Source organism: Paracidovorax citrulli, assembly GCF_900100305.1.
GTDB lineage: Bacteria > Pseudomonadota > Gammaproteobacteria > Burkholderiales > Burkholderiaceae_C > Paracidovorax > Paracidovorax citrulli.
Genome location: NZ_FNEY01000005.1, coordinates 180976 through 195870, shown reverse-complemented (window position 1 = coordinate 195870; position 14895 = coordinate 180976). Strand labels below are relative to the sequence as shown.

13 protein-coding genes and 3 tRNA genes are annotated in these 14895 nt (G+C 66.6%); 2 read left to right on the top strand and 14 right to left on the bottom strand.

The window, feature by feature from the left end; all coding sequences use genetic code 11:
• Positions 1 to 46: 46 nt before the first annotated feature.
• The 3 genes from BLR99_RS05510 to BLR99_RS05500 are packed head-to-tail and all read right to left on the bottom strand — an operon-like array spanning position 47 to position 2019.
• Complete coding sequence (locus tag BLR99_RS05510; RefSeq protein ID WP_011794589.1) at positions 47 to 544, bottom strand: dihydrofolate reductase; 498 nt, start codon at positions 542 to 544, stop codon at positions 47 to 49.
• Between the two features lie 8 nt (positions 545 to 552).
• Positions 553 to 1143: a DUF4337 domain-containing protein gene (locus BLR99_RS05505; protein ID WP_011794590.1), complete on the bottom strand. Its 591-nt coding sequence runs from the start codon at positions 1141 to 1143 to the stop codon at positions 553 to 555.
• Between the two features lie 36 nt (positions 1144 to 1179).
• Positions 1180 to 2019: a thymidylate synthase gene (locus BLR99_RS05500; RefSeq protein WP_074686910.1), complete on the bottom strand. Its 840-nt coding sequence runs from the start codon at positions 2017 to 2019 to the stop codon at positions 1180 to 1182.
• Positions 2020 to 2168: 149 nt separating this feature from the next.
• On the opposite strand from BLR99_RS05500, the gene BLR99_RS05495 reads away from it, so the two are divergent.
• On the top strand, positions 2169 to 2714 hold the full coding sequence (locus BLR99_RS05495) for an Ivy family c-type lysozyme inhibitor (RefSeq protein WP_011794592.1): 546 nt from the start codon (positions 2169 to 2171) through the stop codon (positions 2712 to 2714).
• 10 nt (positions 2715 to 2724) lie between these two features.
• Here BLR99_RS05495 and BLR99_RS05490 read toward each other — a convergent pair whose 3' ends face one another.
• A complete protein-coding gene (locus BLR99_RS05490; RefSeq protein WP_011794593.1) occupies positions 2725 to 4167 on the bottom strand; it encodes an FAD-binding oxidoreductase in 1443 nt (480 codons plus the stop codon).
• Positions 4168 to 4228: 61 nt separating this feature from the next.
• Positions 4229 to 4651, bottom strand: coding sequence for a DUF2069 domain-containing protein (locus BLR99_RS05485; RefSeq protein WP_011794594.1), 423 nt, complete (start codon positions 4649 to 4651; stop codon positions 4229 to 4231).
• Between the two features lie 21 nt (positions 4652 to 4672).
• Here BLR99_RS05485 and BLR99_RS05480 point away from each other — a divergent pair, with 21 nt between their 5' ends.
• Positions 4673 to 6013 (top strand): YihY family inner membrane protein, encoded by a 1341-nt coding sequence (locus BLR99_RS05480; protein ID WP_011794595.1) that lies wholly within the window; start codon positions 4673 to 4675, stop codon positions 6011 to 6013.
• Here the strand turns inward: BLR99_RS05480 and hpnE are convergent.
• The 9 genes from hpnE to tig form a co-directional block, all read right to left on the bottom strand.
• Entirely contained in the window at positions 5984 to 7303 is a 1320-nt protein-coding gene (hpnE, locus tag BLR99_RS05475) for a hydroxysqualene dehydroxylase HpnE (RefSeq protein ID WP_011794596.1), read from the bottom strand. The two genes, BLR99_RS05480 and hpnE, sit on opposite strands and share 30 nt — an antisense overlap.
• Positions 7304 to 7396: 93 nt before the next feature.
• Positions 7397 to 8239, bottom strand: coding sequence for a presqualene diphosphate synthase HpnD (hpnD, locus tag BLR99_RS05470; protein WP_041827871.1), 843 nt, complete (start codon positions 8237 to 8239; stop codon positions 7397 to 7399).
• 166 nt (positions 8240 to 8405) lie between these two features.
• A tRNA-Gly gene (locus tag BLR99_RS05465) sits at positions 8406 to 8481 on the bottom strand.
• 112 nt (positions 8482 to 8593) lie between these two features.
• Positions 8594 to 8667, bottom strand: a tRNA-Cys gene (locus tag BLR99_RS05460).
• A 55-nt stretch (positions 8668 to 8722) separates the two neighbouring features.
• Positions 8723 to 8798: transfer RNA gene (locus BLR99_RS05455), tRNA-Gly, on the bottom strand.
• An 89-nt stretch (positions 8799 to 8887) separates the two neighbouring features.
• The gene (gene lon / locus BLR99_RS05450; protein ID WP_011794598.1) at positions 8888 to 11314 is read right to left on the bottom strand and encodes an endopeptidase La; all 2427 of its coding nucleotides are present in this window, start codon (positions 11312 to 11314) and stop codon (positions 8888 to 8890) included.
• A gap of 134 nt (positions 11315 to 11448) precedes the next feature.
• Positions 11449 to 12714: an ATP-dependent Clp protease ATP-binding subunit ClpX gene (gene clpX, locus BLR99_RS05445; RefSeq protein WP_011794599.1), complete on the bottom strand. Its 1266-nt coding sequence runs from the start codon at positions 12712 to 12714 to the stop codon at positions 11449 to 11451.
• 102 nt (positions 12715 to 12816) lie between these two features.
• A complete protein-coding gene (gene clpP, locus BLR99_RS05440) occupies positions 12817 to 13425 on the bottom strand; it encodes an ATP-dependent Clp endopeptidase proteolytic subunit ClpP (RefSeq protein WP_011794600.1) in 609 nt (202 codons plus the stop codon).
• Positions 13426 to 13547: 122 nt separating this feature from the next.
• Complete coding sequence (gene tig, locus BLR99_RS05435; protein WP_011794601.1) at positions 13548 to 14858, bottom strand: trigger factor; 1311 nt, start codon at positions 14856 to 14858, stop codon at positions 13548 to 13550.
• Positions 14859 to 14895 lie beyond the last annotated feature (37 nt).

The window sequence follows — 14895 nt, the reverse complement described above, 5'->3', positions numbered from 1 at the left end:
GAGGGAGAGTGATGCGAGGAAGGACGGAGCTTGCCGGCGGGCGGCTTCAGCGGCGCCGGTAGCTGACGAAGGAAAAGGGAAGGGCCGCACTGCCGGCGGAGGTCTGCACGGGGGTGCGCGCGGTCTCCTCCCATTCGGGGCCCAGCACGGGGGCGAAGGCGTCCGCTTCGAAATCCCGGTGGATTTCGGTGACCTCCACGCCGTCCGCCATCGGAAGGGCCTGGGCGTAGATCTGCGCACCGCCCATCACCCATACCGTATCGCCATGCGGCCGGGCCAGTTCCACCGCCTGCTCCAGGCTGGAGGCGGACAGGGCGCCGTCCGCGTGCCAGCCGGCCTGGCGCGTGACCACGATGTTCGTGCGGCCGGGCAGGGGACGGAAGCGGGCAGGCAGGGAATCCCAGGTCTTGCGCCCCATGACCACCGTGGCGCCCAGCGTGAGCTGCTTGAAATGCGCCAGGTCTTCGGGCAGGTGCCAGGGCATGGCGTTGTGGAGACCGATGCCGCCATTGGCGGCCCGTGCGTAGATGAGTCGCAGTGTCATGGCATTGTTCAGAGGTGGAGGGCCGCGAGGACGCCGATGGCGATTCCCAGGCCTGCGACGCCATACATCCCCCACTGCAGCCATTTGCGGCGCGTGAGCAGGGCGATGGCGGCCAGCGCGATGGCGACCTGCAGCATGGTGGTGGCCTGGGCCCAGCGGTGGTGCTGGTGCATTTGCTGCTCGCTTTGTTCATCCAGCGCCAGCGACTGCGCTTCCAGCGCCTCGGCGTTGTGCCTGATGTCGTTTTTCTCCTGCTCGTAGCGATCCAGCCGGGTCTGCAGCTCCGGCCTGCGGTTGTCCGGTGCCAAGTCGCGCGCCAGTTCGGTGACCGATTGCTTGGTGCTTTTGGACTGGTAATAGGCCCACTGGTTGGCCGCCTCCGTTTTTTTGATGGCGGCATCGTTCTTGATCAGGCCGGCATTGGCCTGCGTGGCGCCGCCCATGTACGAGAAGATGGCACCCACCGTGGCGATGATGGCCGTCGCCATGGCGATGCGGTTGGTCATGGCGCCATGGTCGGCATCGGGATGGGCGTGCTGGGCGGCATGCTCGACAGCGTGGTCGTGCGGCCCATGGACATGAAAGCCGTGGGAAGACATCGGGAGGAAGCTGGAAGCGTTTGGAAAACGGGATGGTCAGACCGCGACCGGCGCCTTGATGGCGGGATGGTGCGCGTAGTCGCGCACTTCGAAATCCTCGAAACGGTAGTCGAAGAGGCTGTCCGGCCGGCGCAGGATGTGCAGCGTGGGATAGGGGTGCGGGGCGCGAGAAAGCTGCAGCTCCACCTGCTCGAAATGGTTGCTGTAGATGTGGCAGTCGCCGCCTGTCCAGATGAAATCGCCCACCTCCAGATTGCACTGCTGCGCCATCATGTGGGTCAGCAGCGCGTAGCTCGCGACGTTGAAGGGCACTCCCAGGAAGATGTCGGCGCTGCGCTGGTACAACTGGCAGCTCAGTTTGCCCCGCTCTCCGGCGGCCTGCGGCGGTGCCACGTAGAACTGGAAGAACGCGTGGCAGGGCATGAGGGCCATCTTGTCCAGGTCGGCCACGTTCCAGGCGCTGACGATGATGCGGCGCGAGTCGGGATGGGTCCTGAGCGTTTCGACCACCTGGCTGATCTGGTCGATATGGCCGCCGTCCGGCGTGGGCCAGCTGCGCCACTGCACGCCGTAGACCGGCCCCAGGTCGCCGTCCTCGCGGGCCCATTCGTCCCAGATGGTGACGCCGCGCTCCTTCAGCCAGTGGTTGCTGCTGGAGCCGGTGAGGAACCAGAGCAGCTCCGTGATGATGGATTTGAGGTGGACCTTCTTGGTGGTGACCAGTGGAAAGCCCTCGTTCAGGTCGAACCGCATCTGGTAGCCGAACACGCTGCGGGTGCCGGTGCCGGTGCGGTCGCCCTTGGCCACGCCATGGGTATAGACGTGGCGCATGAAATCTTCGTACTGGGAGCGCACGGGGCGGGCGGGGGCATTCATGGGCAGCAGGCGCAAGCGCGTTCGCAACGATGGAGCCGTGGATTCTAGGGTGTGGGCCCGCGGGCTGCCGGAGCCGGGCCTGGAGCCCGTGAAGGCGCTAAGCTCGGGCGTTGCACCATTCCCCGGCCCGCCGGGCCGGCCTTGCCAACATGCCCGATACATCGTCGCGATTTTCCTTCCCTTCCCTGGCGGCGTGGCCGCTGGCCGCCCTGCTGTCGCTGACGGGTTGCGCCAGCAACGTGCCTCTGTCACCTGCGCCGCCGCCCACCACCCCGCCGCCCGCCCCGGCCGTGGCAGCGCCTGCCGCTCCCGCTCCCGCTCCCGCGGCGGCCGACCGCTGGGCCGGAATGCAGGCACTGGTGGGGCGCTATCCCTCGGACGGCGTGGATTTCCTGCGTGCCGGGCCCATGGCCGAACGCCTGAAGGGCCTGCTGGGCCCCGTGAACTATCCCGTGCTCCTGCAGAACATGGGCACCAGCGGACCGCTGCGCAAGGAGGGAAACCTGCTCTACATCACCGGCAACCGGCCGCACCAGGGCGGATCGGAGTCGGCGGCCGTGGTGCTCGACCCCACGCGCGACGCGATGCGCGTATGGCTGCAGACGGGCGATGAGGAGTGGGACGTGCAGGACTATGGCCGCGGCGTGCAGATGCCGGCCGAAGTGCGCACGATGATGGAGAACGCGCGGCGCTGAACCGCTGCCATCAGCTGATGGCCTGGTCCGCCCGCACCGGCAACATGCATTGCGGGTTCATCAGGCCCTGGGGGTCGAGCGCTCCCTTGATGGCTCGCATCATCGCCAGCGCCACGGGGGACTGGTACTGCTGCAGCTTGTCCACCTTGAGCGCGCCCACGCCGTGCTCGGCGGAGAACGAGCCGCCGAACGCGGCCACGGCCTCGTAAACGAGATGGTTCACGCGGTCTTCCTGGTCGCGCAGGAAGGCCTTGGCATCGCCCTCCGCAGGCGCCTGCACGTTGTAGTGCAGGTTGCCGTCCCCCAGGTGGCCGAAATTGACCAGGCGCACGCCCGGGATCTCGCGCTGCAGCAGCGCGTCCGCATGCTCCACGAAGGCCGGGATGCGCGAGATGGGCACGGAGATGTCGTGCTTGATGTTCAGCCCTTCCTCGGCCTGGGCGAGCGGAATGTTCTCGCGGATGTGCCACAGCTGGTGCGCCTGGGCGAGGTTCTCCGCCACCACGGCGTCCACCACGCAGCCGGCCTCGAAGGCGGTCTCCAGCAGCGCTTCGAAGCGGGCGCGGGCGTGCTCCTCGGATTCACTGTCGCTGTTTTCCAGCAGCACGCCGTAGGGCACTTCCTCCTGGTCGATGAAGGGCACGCGCAACTGCGGCATGTGTTTGTTCACGAGGCTGAGCGCGAAGCGGCCCATGACCTCGAAGCCCGTCAGGCTGGCACCCAGGTGGCCGTGGGCCAGTGCGAGCAGCTGCACCGCGTGCGCCATGGACGGTACCGCGGCCCAGGCAGTGAGGCTGGCTGCCGGACGGGGGTAGAGCTTCATGGTGGCGGCGGTGATGATGCCCAGCGTGCCCTCGCTGCCGATGAACAGGTCGCGCAGGTCGTAGCCGGTGTTGTCCTTGCGCAGGCCCTTCAGCCCGCTCCAGACCTCGCCCTGCGGCGTGACCACTTCCAGCCCCAGGCACAGGTCGCGCGTGTTGCCGTAGCGCACCACCTGCGTTCCGCCGGCGTTGGTGGCGAGGTTGCCCCCGATGGTGCAACTGCCTTCGGCCGCCAGGCTGAGCGGGAAGAGCAGCCCGGCCTTTTCGGCCGTGTCCTGCAGATTCTGCAGGATGCAGCCGGCCTCCACCGTCATGGTGAGGTTGTCGGCATCGACGTTGCGCACTGCATTCATGCGCGTGAGGCTCAGCACCACCTGCGTGCCCGATGCATCGGGGATGGAGCCCACCGCCAGGCCGGTATTGCCGCCCTGGGGCACCAGCGCCGTGCCGTGGGCGGCGCAGGCTTTCACCACGGCAGCCACCTCGGCGGTGCTGGCGGGGCGGACCACGGCCAGGGCCTTGCCGCGGGCTCGCCGGCGCCAGTCCTGCTCCCAGGCAGTGAGGTCGCCATCGGCCAGGACATGGTTGGCGCCGACGATCTGGCGCAGGGTGTCGATCAGGGAGGCGGTCATGGAAATCTTCTCGTGACAACGAAACGGGAGAGGAACGCAGGACGGCAGCGGCGGACCGGGGTCATGGGGGCGTGGCGGGATGCGACCGCGCCGTGCGGGCGCCGGCATGGCGCTGCCGGAGCCGCACGTGCAGAGCGCATGCCGTGAACAGGCCCAGGCAGAGCACGATCTCCGCGCACGCCAGCCAGCGTCCCGGCGGTGCATCGCTCCATGCGCGCACCACCCCTTCGGTGAAGTACAGCCACACCAGCAGGCTGACCCAGCGGTAGGTGTACATGCGGCGCTTGAGCAGGCCCGCCAGCGGCAGAGCGAGCGGCAGCGCCTTGAGCGCCAGCCAGGAGCCGCCGGGGCGCAGCGGCGCCAGCCAGAGCTCCCAGGCCAGGCAAAGCACGATGAGACCCAGCAGGCTGCCCACGGCGAGCCAGCGGGTGAGCGCGATGGTGGGGGCCGTTGGGGCGGGGATGGGCGCGGAGGATCCAGGCATCGGGATGGCATCATATCGGCCATGCCCATTGCCCACCTCGCGCGGCGATTCGAAACCGTGCTGTCGGACCTGTCGCGCTTTCCCTGGCGCACGACCGCGCACACGCTGCGCGAGCGCTTCCGGGAGGACCGCCTGGGCCTCACCGCGAGCAGCCTGACATTCACCACGCTGCTGGCCCTGGTGCCCTTCTTCACCGTGGCGCTGGCCATTTTCACGGCCTTCCCGATCTTCCGCACGCTGCAGACGGGTTTGCAGCGCTGGCTGGTGGACAGCCTCGTGCCGGACAGCATTTCACGGCAGGTGCTGGGGTACCTGACCCAGTTCGCCGCCAAGGCGAGCGGACTGGGGGTGGCGGGGTTCTCCATCCTGCTGGCCACGGCCCTCGCGCTCATCCTCACGATCGACCGTACGCTGAACAACATCTGGCGCGTGCCCCGCCTGCGCCCCCTGGGACAGCGGGTGCTGATCTATTGGGCCGTCATCACGCTCGGGCCGCTGGTGCTCGCCGCGAGCCTGGCATTGACCACGTCGGTCGCATCCAGCGCATCGCGCGGCCTCGAAGGTGCGTTGCCGGACAGTGCCCGGCTGCTGTTCGACTCCATCGAATTCCTGCTGCTGGCCGGGGGCACGGCGGCGCTGTACCGCTATGTGCCCAACACGCAGGTGCGCTGGCGGCATGCCTGGTCCGGCGGGGTGTTCGTGTCGGTGGGCATCGAGGTGGCCAAGAAGGTGCTGGGGCTCTACATCGCCTCCGTGCCCACCTATTCGGTGCTCTACGGCGCTTTCGCGACCCTGCCCATTCTTCTGGTGTGGATCTACGTGGCGTGGGTGATCGTGCTGCTCGGCGCGGTGGTGGCGGCCTACCTGCCCAGCCTCCTCATGGGGGTCGAGAGAACGGCCACCGAGCGGGGATGGAGCTTCCAGCTGGCGGTCGAGGTGCTGCAGCAGTTGCATGCGGCCCGCTGCACGCCACAGCGCGGACTGGATGCCGGCGGGCTGGCCCAAGCGCTGCGCGTGGATGTGCTGCAGCTCGAACCGGTGCTGGAAGCGCTGACCGGGCTGGACTGGATCGTGCAGGTCAACGAGGCGGCCCATGGGGCGGCCGACGACGAGACTCCGCGGTATGTGCTGTTGGCGGAACCTGCCACCACCTTCCTGGAGCCTCTGGTGCAGCGGCTGCTCATCGAGCGCGGGGAGAGTCTGGAGCGCTTCTGGGGCAACACCGGCATGGCCGTGCTCAAGCTCGCCGACGTGCTTCCCCGGCCCGGTGGTGCGGTGGCAGGTGTAGGGGTGTACCGAGACCGCCCGGCTCTGCGCAGTCCCGAAGCGCTCTCAGAGGCTGCGGCCGGCCGCGGTGCCTGACAGGACGGCGCCTTCGAGGGTGGCGGGATAGGGGCCTGCGACATAGTCGCCGCAGGCCACCAGGCCGGCCATGATGTGCTGCGGAGGGCGATCCAGTGCCGGCAGGCAGGCGAAGGTGGCGCGCTTTTCGACGATCGTCCGCAGCACTTGCAGCCCCTCCAGCCCCAGTTGTTCCCGCGCCTGCCGGAGAACGGCCTGTTCCAGCACCGCCCGCTCGCCTTCGAAGGCGCTGACCACGAACGCGAGCAGTCCCGGCTCGCCGCCCAGGTGGCCGCGGTCGAACACGAACTGGGCTGGAGCCTCGGGGCCGCTGCGCAGCGCCAGCATGGGGGCATTTCCTGCCAGCGCAGGCGGCAGGGCCCCGGCCGCCTTCGCGTACACGGTGGCGATGGCGGTGAAACGCAGTGCCGCCGCGGTGGCAGCCCATGTTCGCAGGGCTGCGGCGGGGCGCGGCGGGGCCGTGTCCGCCGCTGCGGCGACCAGCCGGGCGGCTTCGGTGCTCGTGGTGGCCACGACGACGGCGTCGAATTGCATGCCATCCATGCGCCAGGCCTGTCCTCGGCTGCCGGTGGCGATCTCGAGGGACTGGATGCGCCGGCCGGCATGCACGGCATGCCCGTGGGTTTGTAGCCATGCAGCCGCGGCCTCGGGCCACAGCGCGCTCAGATCCCGGCGCGGCAGCAGCAGGTGGGAACCACCGCGCCCACTGAACAGGCTGTCGCGCAGCACCCGCAGGAACACGGCGCCGCTGGCGGCCCCGATCGGCGTGTTGAGCGCGGAAACGCACAGGGGATCGATGAATTCGCGCAGGAGCCGCTCGGGAAGCCCTTGGCAGAGCTGCTCTACGGTGGTGCGGGGCTGGCAGCGAAACCCTGAAATCCGCCAGCGCACCGCACGGCGCAGCAGGGCCAGGCGGTCAGCCAGGGGCCAGCCTCGGGCCCCCGCGATGCCCCGGATCGCATCCCAGGGTGGCGCCGCGTCGGGAAAGCGCAGCCCGTTGCCATCCGGGAATACGAGCGCGAGCGGGGTGCGCAGCAGCGCGGCGTCGGGATCGATGCCCACCAGCCGCATCAGCCGCAGGCATTCGGAGTAGGCGCCGATCAGGATGTGCTGGCCGTTGTCCATGCGGAAAGGCGCCTTGGTGTCCGCTCCTTCCGCAGGCGCCAGGGCCCGGGCACGGCCTCCCAGCATGCGGGCGGTTTCGAAGACGGAGACGGTGTGGCCTGCCTGCGCGGCAGCGATGGCCGCAGCCAGGCCGGCCCAGCCTGCACCGATGACGGCCACCTGCATGGCGTCAGCCCACAGTGCGGGGGCAGGGGGCTGCCCTGCGGGCGCGACAGGCGGCCAGGGCTGGACGCGGCCGGAAGAAGCGGCGCAGCGCCATCACATCCGGCCCAGGGCCTGCATCTTCCACGCCAGCCACAGCTTGCGCAGGGGCGTGAGTGCGATCCGCTGGTGCAGCACCTGGAACTGGTCCCTCTCGATTTCCCGCAGCAGGGTCCGGTAAATGCTGGCCATCATCAATCCGGGTTTCTGTGCCCGCCGCTGGTCGCCCGGGAGCAGGGAGAGGGCCTTGTCATAAAGACCATGGGCGCGTTCTGCCTGGAAGCGCATCAGCGCCGTGAAACGGTCGGAATACTGCCGCTTCAGGATTTCATGGGCCTTGACGTCGAACTGCTGCAGCTCCGCCACGGGAAGGTAGATGCGGCCCATCATCGCGTCCTCGCCGACGTCCCGGATGATGTTCGTCAGCTGGAAAGCGAGGCCCAGGGTATGGGCGTATTCCACGGTGCGTTCGTCGGAGGGGCCGAAGATGCGCGCCGCCACCTCGCCGACGATGCCCGCCACCAGGTGGCAATACCGAGAAAGGCCCTGGAAGTCCAGGTAGCGGGTCTGTTCGAGGTCCATCTGGCACCCCTCTATCACGGCCTGCAGGTGGCGCTCCTCGATGCCGTACATGCCGGTGTGCGGCATCAAGGCCTGCATCACGGGATGCGCCGGGGGCTGGCCCGCGAACGAGCGGGCGACTTCCGCCTGCCACCAGGCCAGCTTTGTCCGGGCCACGCCGGCGTCCGACACCTCGTCCACCACGTCGTCCACCTCGCGGCAGAATGCATAGAAGGCGGTGATGGCGGCCCGTCTGGCGGGCGGGAGGAACAGGAATGCGTAATAGAAGCTGCTGCCGGACGCCGCGGCTTTTTGTTGGACGTACTGTTCCGGTGTCATGAAGGAGGATTGTCCCATGCAGAAACGGCATCCCGAGCCCGGCCGTGCGCCAAAAGGGGCTCGGGACCGCGGATGCCGGAAGAGGGGGCATACCGGCCAGGTGAAAAACAAAAAAGGCCCCGAAGGGCCTTTTTGTTGAACACCCGCATTGCGCATGTTCCATGTATGGAGCGGGAAAAGAGTCTCGAACTCTCGACCTCAACCTTGGCAAGGTTGCGCTCTACCAACTGAGCTATTCCCGCATTGGCTGTTGATTCGTTGCCTCGTCAACAAGCCTTGAATTGTAGCACCATTTTTTGGTGCTTTGCCAAGTCGGCTTGAACACCGATCGATGTGCAAGCCGCTGTCCGTATCTGGAGGCGCGGGCCGGAGTCGAACCGACCTACACGGATTTGCAATCCGGTGCATAACCGCTTTGCTACCGCGCCGAAGATGCTTCCCTTGGCAAAAAGGGGAAGCTTTGGCTTCCCCTTTTTTGGAGTCTGGAGCGGGAAAAGAGTCTCGAACTCTCGACCTCAACCTTGGCAAGGTTGCGCTCTACCAACTGAGCTATTCCCGCATTTACCGAAGCCTTGCATTCTACAACGTTTGGCATCGATGGAGTGAATTGTAGCGCACTTTTTGGGTGGTTCCGGAAAAATTTCGCGTTCAATGCTTCACGGAATCCGTGGAGCCCTGTGCCTGGCGGTTTTCCCGGGCGGTGATGGACGCGGCGATCTCTTCTTCCGTCAGCGCGATCGGCTTGCGCTCCAGGGCGACTTCCAGCACCTTGTCGATCCACTTGACCGGAATGATCTCCAGGCCGCTCTTCACGTTGTCCGGGATCTCCTGCAGGTCCTTGACGTTTTCCTCGGGAATCAGCACCGTCTTGATGCCGCCGCGCAGTGCCGCGAGCAGCTTTTCCTTCAGGCCGCCGATGGCCGTGACCTCGCCCCGCAGGGTGATCTCGCCGGTCATCGCGACATCGCTGCGCACGGGGATGCCCGTGAGGGCGGATACGAAGGCCGTGGTCATGGCCGCGCCGGCGCTCGGGCCATCCTTGGGCGTGGCACCGTCCGGCACGTGGATGTGCATGTCGCGCTTCTCGAACACCTCGTCCTTGATGCCCAGGCGGTGGGCGCGGCTGCGCACCACGGTGCGCGCGGCTTCCACGGATTCCTTCATGACGTCGCCGAGCGAGCCCGTGCGCGTGATGGTTCCCTTGCCGGGCATGGTCGCGGCTTCGATGGTGAGCAGGTCGCCGCCGACCTCGGTCCACGCGAGGCCGACCACCTGGCCCACCTGGTTCTGCTGTTCCGCCCGGCCATAGGTGTGCTTGCGCACGCCCAGGTATTCGGCCAGGTTGTCCGCGGTGACCACCACCTGGGGCTCGAGCTTCTTGAGCTGCAGGCCCTTGACCACCTTTCGGCAGATCTTGGAGAGTTCGCGCTCGAGCGAGCGCACGCCTGCCTCGCGGGTGTAGTAGCGGATGACGTCGCGCACCGCGCTTTCCTCGACCCGCAACTCCTCGTCCTTGACGCCGTTGTTGACCATCTGCTTGGGCAGCAGGTACTTGATGGCGATGTTCGCCTTCTCGTCTTCCGTGTAGCCCGAGAGGCGGATGACTTCCATCCGGTCCAGCAGGGCGGGCGGGATGTTCATGGAGTTCGACGTGGCCACGAACATCACGTCGCTCAGGTCGAAATCGACCTCCACGTAGTGGTCGCCGAACTTGTGGTTCTGCTCCGGGTCGAGCACTTCCAGCAGCGCGCTGGACGGGTCGCCGCGGAAGTCCGTGCCCAGCTTGTCGATCTCGTCGAGCAGGAAGAGCGGGTTGCGTGTGCCGACCTTGTTCAGGCTCTGCAGCACCTTGCCGGGCATGGCGCCGATGTAGGTGCGGCGGTGGCCGCGGATTTCCGCCTCGTCGCGCATGCCGCCGAGCGCCATGCGCACGTACTTGCGGCCCGTCGCCTTGGCGATGGACTGGCCGAGCGAGGTCTTGCCGACCCCGGGCGGGCCCACCAGGCAGAGGATGGGGGCCTTGACCTTGTCCACGCGCTGCTGCACCGCGAGGTATTCGAGGATGCGGTCCTTGACCTTGTCCAGGCCGTAGTGGTCCTCGTTGAGCACTTCCTCCGCGTTGGCGAGGTCGTGCTTGATCTTCGTGCGCTTGCTCCAGGGCAGGCCGGTCAGGACCTCGATGTAGTTGCGCACGACCGTGGCTTCCGCCGACATGGGCGACATCAGCTTGAGCTTCTTGAGTTCGCTCTCGGCCTTCTTGCGCGCGTCCGCGGGCATCTTCGCGGCCTTGATCTTCTTCTCGATCTCCTCGATGTCCGCGCCTTCCTCGCCTTCGCCCAGTTCCTTCTGGATGGCCTTCACCTGCTCGTTCAGGTAGAAGTCGCGCTGGTTCTTCTCCATCTGGCGCTTGACGCGGCCGCGGATGCGCTTGTCCACGTTGAGGATGTCCACCTCGCGGTCGAGCTGCTCGAACAGGTTCTCGAGGCGTTCCTTGACATCGGCCAGGTCCAGCACGGCCTGCTTGTTCTCCAGCTTGAGGGGCAGGTGGGCGGCGATGGTGTCGGCAAGGCGGCCCGGATCGTCGATGCTCGCGATGGAGGTGAGGATCTCGGGCGGGATCTTCTTGTTCAGCTTGACGTACTGGTCGAACTGCTGCATCACCGCGCGGCGCAGCGCTTCGATCTCGCTGGGCTTGTGGTCGCCGTCGCTGGCGGGCACGGGCGTCACGGTGGAGGTGAAGTGGCTTTCATGGTCCTCGATGGAGGTGACCTGGGCCCGCTGCTGGCCTTCCACCAGCACCTTGACGGTGCCGTCGGGCAGCTTGAGCATCTGCAGGATCGTGGAGACGCAGCCGACGTCGAACATGTCGGACACCAGCGGCTCGTCCTTGGCCGCGGTCTTCTGGGCGACCAGCATGATGCGCCGGTCGGCGTCCATGGCCAGTTCCAGGGCCTTGATGCTCTTGGGCCGGCCCACGAACAGCGGAATCACCATGTGGGGGAACACCACCACGTCGCGCAAGGGAAGCAGTGGGAGGTCGATGGGGGTGGCTGGCAGGGGGGTATGTCCGGACATGGGAATCCTTGTGAAACTGAGTGGAATATGGTCCACCAGCCGGTATTTTCAACCCGCGGCACCATCCTGGATGACCGGGGCCGCGGCAGGGCGTCCGGCCGCAGGCGAGTGCCTCCCCGGCAGGGGAGGGCGGCTCAGGCCTTCTTGGCCGCTTCCCGGTAGACGAGCAACGGGGCCTTGTTCTCTTCGATGGTGGATTCGTCCACCACGACCTTCTCCACGTTGCTGGTATTGGGAAGATCGAACATGGTACCGATCAGGGACTGCTCGAGGATGGAGCGCAGGCCGCGGGCGCCGGTCTTGCGGGCCAGGGCCTTGCGGGCGATGGCCTTGAGGGCGGCGGGGCGGATCTCCAGCTCCACGCCCTCCATGGCCAGCAGCTTGCTGTACTGCTTGACCAGGGCGTTCTTGGGCTCCGTGAGGATCTGCACCAGGGCGTCCTCGCTGAGTTCCGCCAGCGCCGTGACCACGGGCATGCGGCCGACCAGTTCGGGGATGAGGCCGAACTTGATGAGGTCTTCAGGCTCGATCTCGGTGAACACCTCGGTGAGCGAGCGCTGCTTCTTGCTCTTGACGGCGGCGCCGAAGCCGATGCCCGAGGCCTCCGTGCGGTTCTCGATGACCTTTTCCAGGCCGGCGAAGGCGCCGCCGCAGATGAACAGGATGTTGGTCGTGTCGATCTGCAGGAAATCCTGGTTGGGATGCTTGCGGCCGCCCTGGGGGGGGACGCTGGCCATGGTGCCCTCGATCAGCTTGAGCAGCGCCTGCTGCACGCCTTCGCCGGAGACATCGCGCGTGATGGAAGGGTTGTCGGACTTGCGGGAGATCTTGTCGATCTCGTCGATGTAGACGATGCCGCGCTGGGCCCGTTCCACCTCGTAGTTGCAGCTCTGCAGCAGCTTCTGGACGATGTTCTCGACGTCCTCGCCGACGTAGCCGGCCTCGGTGAGGGTGGTGGCGTCGGCCATCACGAAGGGCACGTCGAGCATGCGCGCGAGGGTCTGGGCCAGCAGGGTCTTGCCCGAGCCGGTGGGGCCGATCAGCAGGATGTTGCTTTTCGCGAGCTCGACCTCGTCCTTGCCGGCCTTGTCCTTGTGGCGCAGGCGCTTGTAGTGGTTGTACACGGCCACGGCCAGGGTGCGCTTGGCGATTTCCTGGCCGATCACGTAGTTGTCGAGGTTGGCCTTGATCTCCGACGGGGTCGGCAGGTCGCCGCGCGAATCCCGCGCACCTTCGGTTGAAGGCAGCTCGTCGCGGATGATCTCATTGCACAGGTCGATGCACTCGTCGCAAATGAAAACCGACGGGCCAGCGATGAGTTTCTTCACCTCGTGCTGGCTCTTGCCGCAGAAGGAGCAGTAAAGGGTTTTTTCGCTGGAAGAGCCTTTTTTCTCGGCCATGGGGGCATTGCCTCGTGTTGCGGGAACTGTGGGCGGGATGATAACGAAATGGCGGCGGACGCCTTCCCTGGCAGAAAACGCCGCCGGAGGCAACGCCGCTGGTCAGGGACGCTGGGTCACCACCTGGTCGACCAGGCCGTATTCCTTGGCCTCGTCGGCAGTGAGGAAATAGTCGCGTTCGGTGTCGGCCTTGACCTTTTCCAGGGGCTGTCCGGTGCGTTCCGCCAGGATGCGGTTCATCTGGTCCTTGGTACGCAGGATGTCCCGTGCATGGATCTCGATGTCCGTGGCCTGGCCGCGTGCGCCGCCGAGCACCTGGTGGATCATGATCTTCGAATTGGGCAGCGAGAAGCGCTTGCCCTTGGCGCCGGCCGCCAGCAGGAAGGCGCCCATGCTGGCCGCGAAGCCCAGGCACATGGTGGACACGTCCGGCTTGATGAACTGCATCGTGTCGTAGATGGCCATGCCGGCCGTCACGCTGCCGCCGGGGGAGTTGATGTAGAAGGAAATATCCTTGTCGGGGTTCTCGCTCTCCAGGAACAGCAGCTGCGCCACGACCAGGTTGGCGGTCTGGTCGTTCACCTCGCCGATCAGGAAGACGATCCGCTCCTTGAGCAGGCGCGAATAGATGTCGTAGGACCGCTCGCCGCGTCCCGACTGCTCGATCACCATGGGAATCATGCCCAGGGCCTGTGTTTCCAGTGCGCTCATGTTTTCTCCAGTCATGCAGATACTGTACCGAGAAATGAATTGGGGCCTGTGCTCGCCAGCACAAGCCCCGGATGGCGGGCAGGAGCCGGCGCGCTGCGGATGCATGCGCCGGCGCCGCGGCTTCAGCCCTGGCCCATCAGTTCGTCGAAGGAAATGGCCTTTTCCGTGACCTTGGCCTTGTCCAGCACGAACGCCGTGACGTTGTTCTCGATGACCACGGCCTCGACCTCGGCCAGGCGCTGGCGGTCGCCGAAGTACCAGCGGACCACGTCCTCGGGCTTCTCGTAGCTGGCGGCGAGCTCGTCCACGTGCGCCTTCAACTGCTCGGGGGTGGCGTGCAGGTTGTTGGCGCGCACGAGTTCGGCCACGACCAGGCCCAGGCGCACGCGGCGCTCGGCCTGCGGGCGGAACACGTCCTCGGGGATCTCGGCCTTGTCGGCGTCCTTGATGCCGCGCTGCTTGAGGTCGGCGCGGGCGCCTTCCAGCAGGCGGGCGATCTCGGCCTGCACGCTGGCGTTGGGCAGGTCCAGCTCGGCCTTGGACACCAGGGCTTCCATCACGGCCTGCTTGTTGCGGGCCAGCAGGCGGAACTTGACCTCGCGCTCGAGGTTCTTCTTGATGTCGGCGCGCAGGCCTTCCACGGTGCCGTCGGCGATGCCCAGGGACTTCGCCAGCTGCTCATTGACTTCGGGCAGGTGGGCTGCCTCGATCTTCTTCACGGTGACCAGGAAATCGGCGGTCTTGCCGGCCACGTCCTTGCCATGGTAGTCCTCGGGGAAGGCGAGGGGGAAGGTCTTGCTTTCACCGGCCTTCATGCCGCGCACGGCGTCCTCGAATTCCTTGAGCATCTGGCCTTCGCCCACCAGGAACTGGAAGTCTTCGGCCTTGCCGCCGGAGAATGTCTCGCCGTCGATCTTGCCTTCGAAGTCCACGGTCACGCGGTCGCCGTCTTCGGCAGGCGTGCCCTGGGCGCGCTGGGCGAAGGTGCGGCGCTGCTTGCGCAGGATGTCGATGGTCTTGTCGATGGCGGCGTCGGTGACGTCGGCGGAGATCTTCTCGACGTCGGCCGTGGACAGATCGCCGATCTTCACTTCGGGGAACACCTCGAACACGGCGTCGAAGGTCACCTGGCCTTCGGGAGCGCCTTCCTTCTCGGTGATGCGGGGCTGGCCGGCGACGCGCAGGTTGGCCTCATTGGCGGCCTGGGCGAAGGCCTCGCCGACCTTGTCGTTCAGCACTTCGTACTGCACGGAGTAACCGTAGCGCTGGGCCACGACGTTCATCGGCACCTTGCCGGGACGGAAGCCGTCCATCTTCACCGTGCGGGCCAGGCGCTTGAGGCGCGAGTCCACTTCCGACTGGATGGCGGTCAGGGGCAGGCTCAGCGTGATCTTGCGCTCGAGCTTTTCAAGGGTTTCAACAGTAACGGCCATGGCTCTTCCTCTAGGTAATGGGACCGTGACGGCCGTC

Bases quoted from the DNA above. Each gene is read 5' to 3' on its own strand.
- hpnE (WP_011794596.1), bottom strand. From the start codon at position 7,303: ATGCAGGTGGCCGTCATCGGTGCAGGCTGGGCCGGCCTGGCTGCGGCC.
- lon (WP_011794598.1), bottom strand. From the start codon at position 11,314: ATGTCCGGACATACCCCCCTGCCAGCCACCCCCATCGACCTCCCACTG.
- BLR99_RS05490 (WP_011794593.1), bottom strand. From the start codon at position 4,167: ATGACCGCCTCCCTGATCGACACCCTGCGCCAGATCGTCGGCGCCAAC.
- BLR99_RS05485 (WP_011794594.1), bottom strand. From the start codon at position 4,651: ATGCCTGGATCCTCCGCGCCCATCCCCGCCCCAACGGCCCCCACCATC.
- BLR99_RS05495 (WP_011794592.1), top strand. From the start codon at position 2,169: ATGCCCGATACATCGTCGCGATTTTCCTTCCCTTCCCTGGCGGCGTGG.
- hpnD (WP_041827871.1), bottom strand. From the start codon at position 8,239: ATGACACCGGAACAGTACGTCCAACAAAAAGCCGCGGCGTCCGGCAGC.
- BLR99_RS05480 (WP_011794595.1), top strand. From the start codon at position 4,673: ATGCCCATTGCCCACCTCGCGCGGCGATTCGAAACCGTGCTGTCGGAC.
- BLR99_RS05510 (WP_011794589.1), bottom strand. From the start codon at position 544: ATGACACTGCGACTCATCTACGCACGGGCCGCCAATGGCGGCATCGGT.
- BLR99_RS05505 (WP_011794590.1), bottom strand. From the start codon at position 1,143: ATGTCTTCCCACGGCTTTCATGTCCATGGGCCGCACGACCACGCTGTC.
- BLR99_RS05500 (WP_074686910.1), bottom strand. From the start codon at position 2,019: ATGAATGCCCCCGCCCGCCCCGTGCGCTCCCAGTACGAAGATTTCATG.
- tig (WP_011794601.1), bottom strand. From the start codon at position 14,858: ATGGCCGTTACTGTTGAAACCCTTGAAAAGCTCGAGCGCAAGATCACG.
- clpP (WP_011794600.1), bottom strand. From the start codon at position 13,425: ATGAGCGCACTGGAAACACAGGCCCTGGGCATGATTCCCATGGTGATC.
- clpX (WP_011794599.1), bottom strand. From the start codon at position 12,714: ATGGCCGAGAAAAAAGGCTCTTCCAGCGAAAAAACCCTTTACTGCTCC.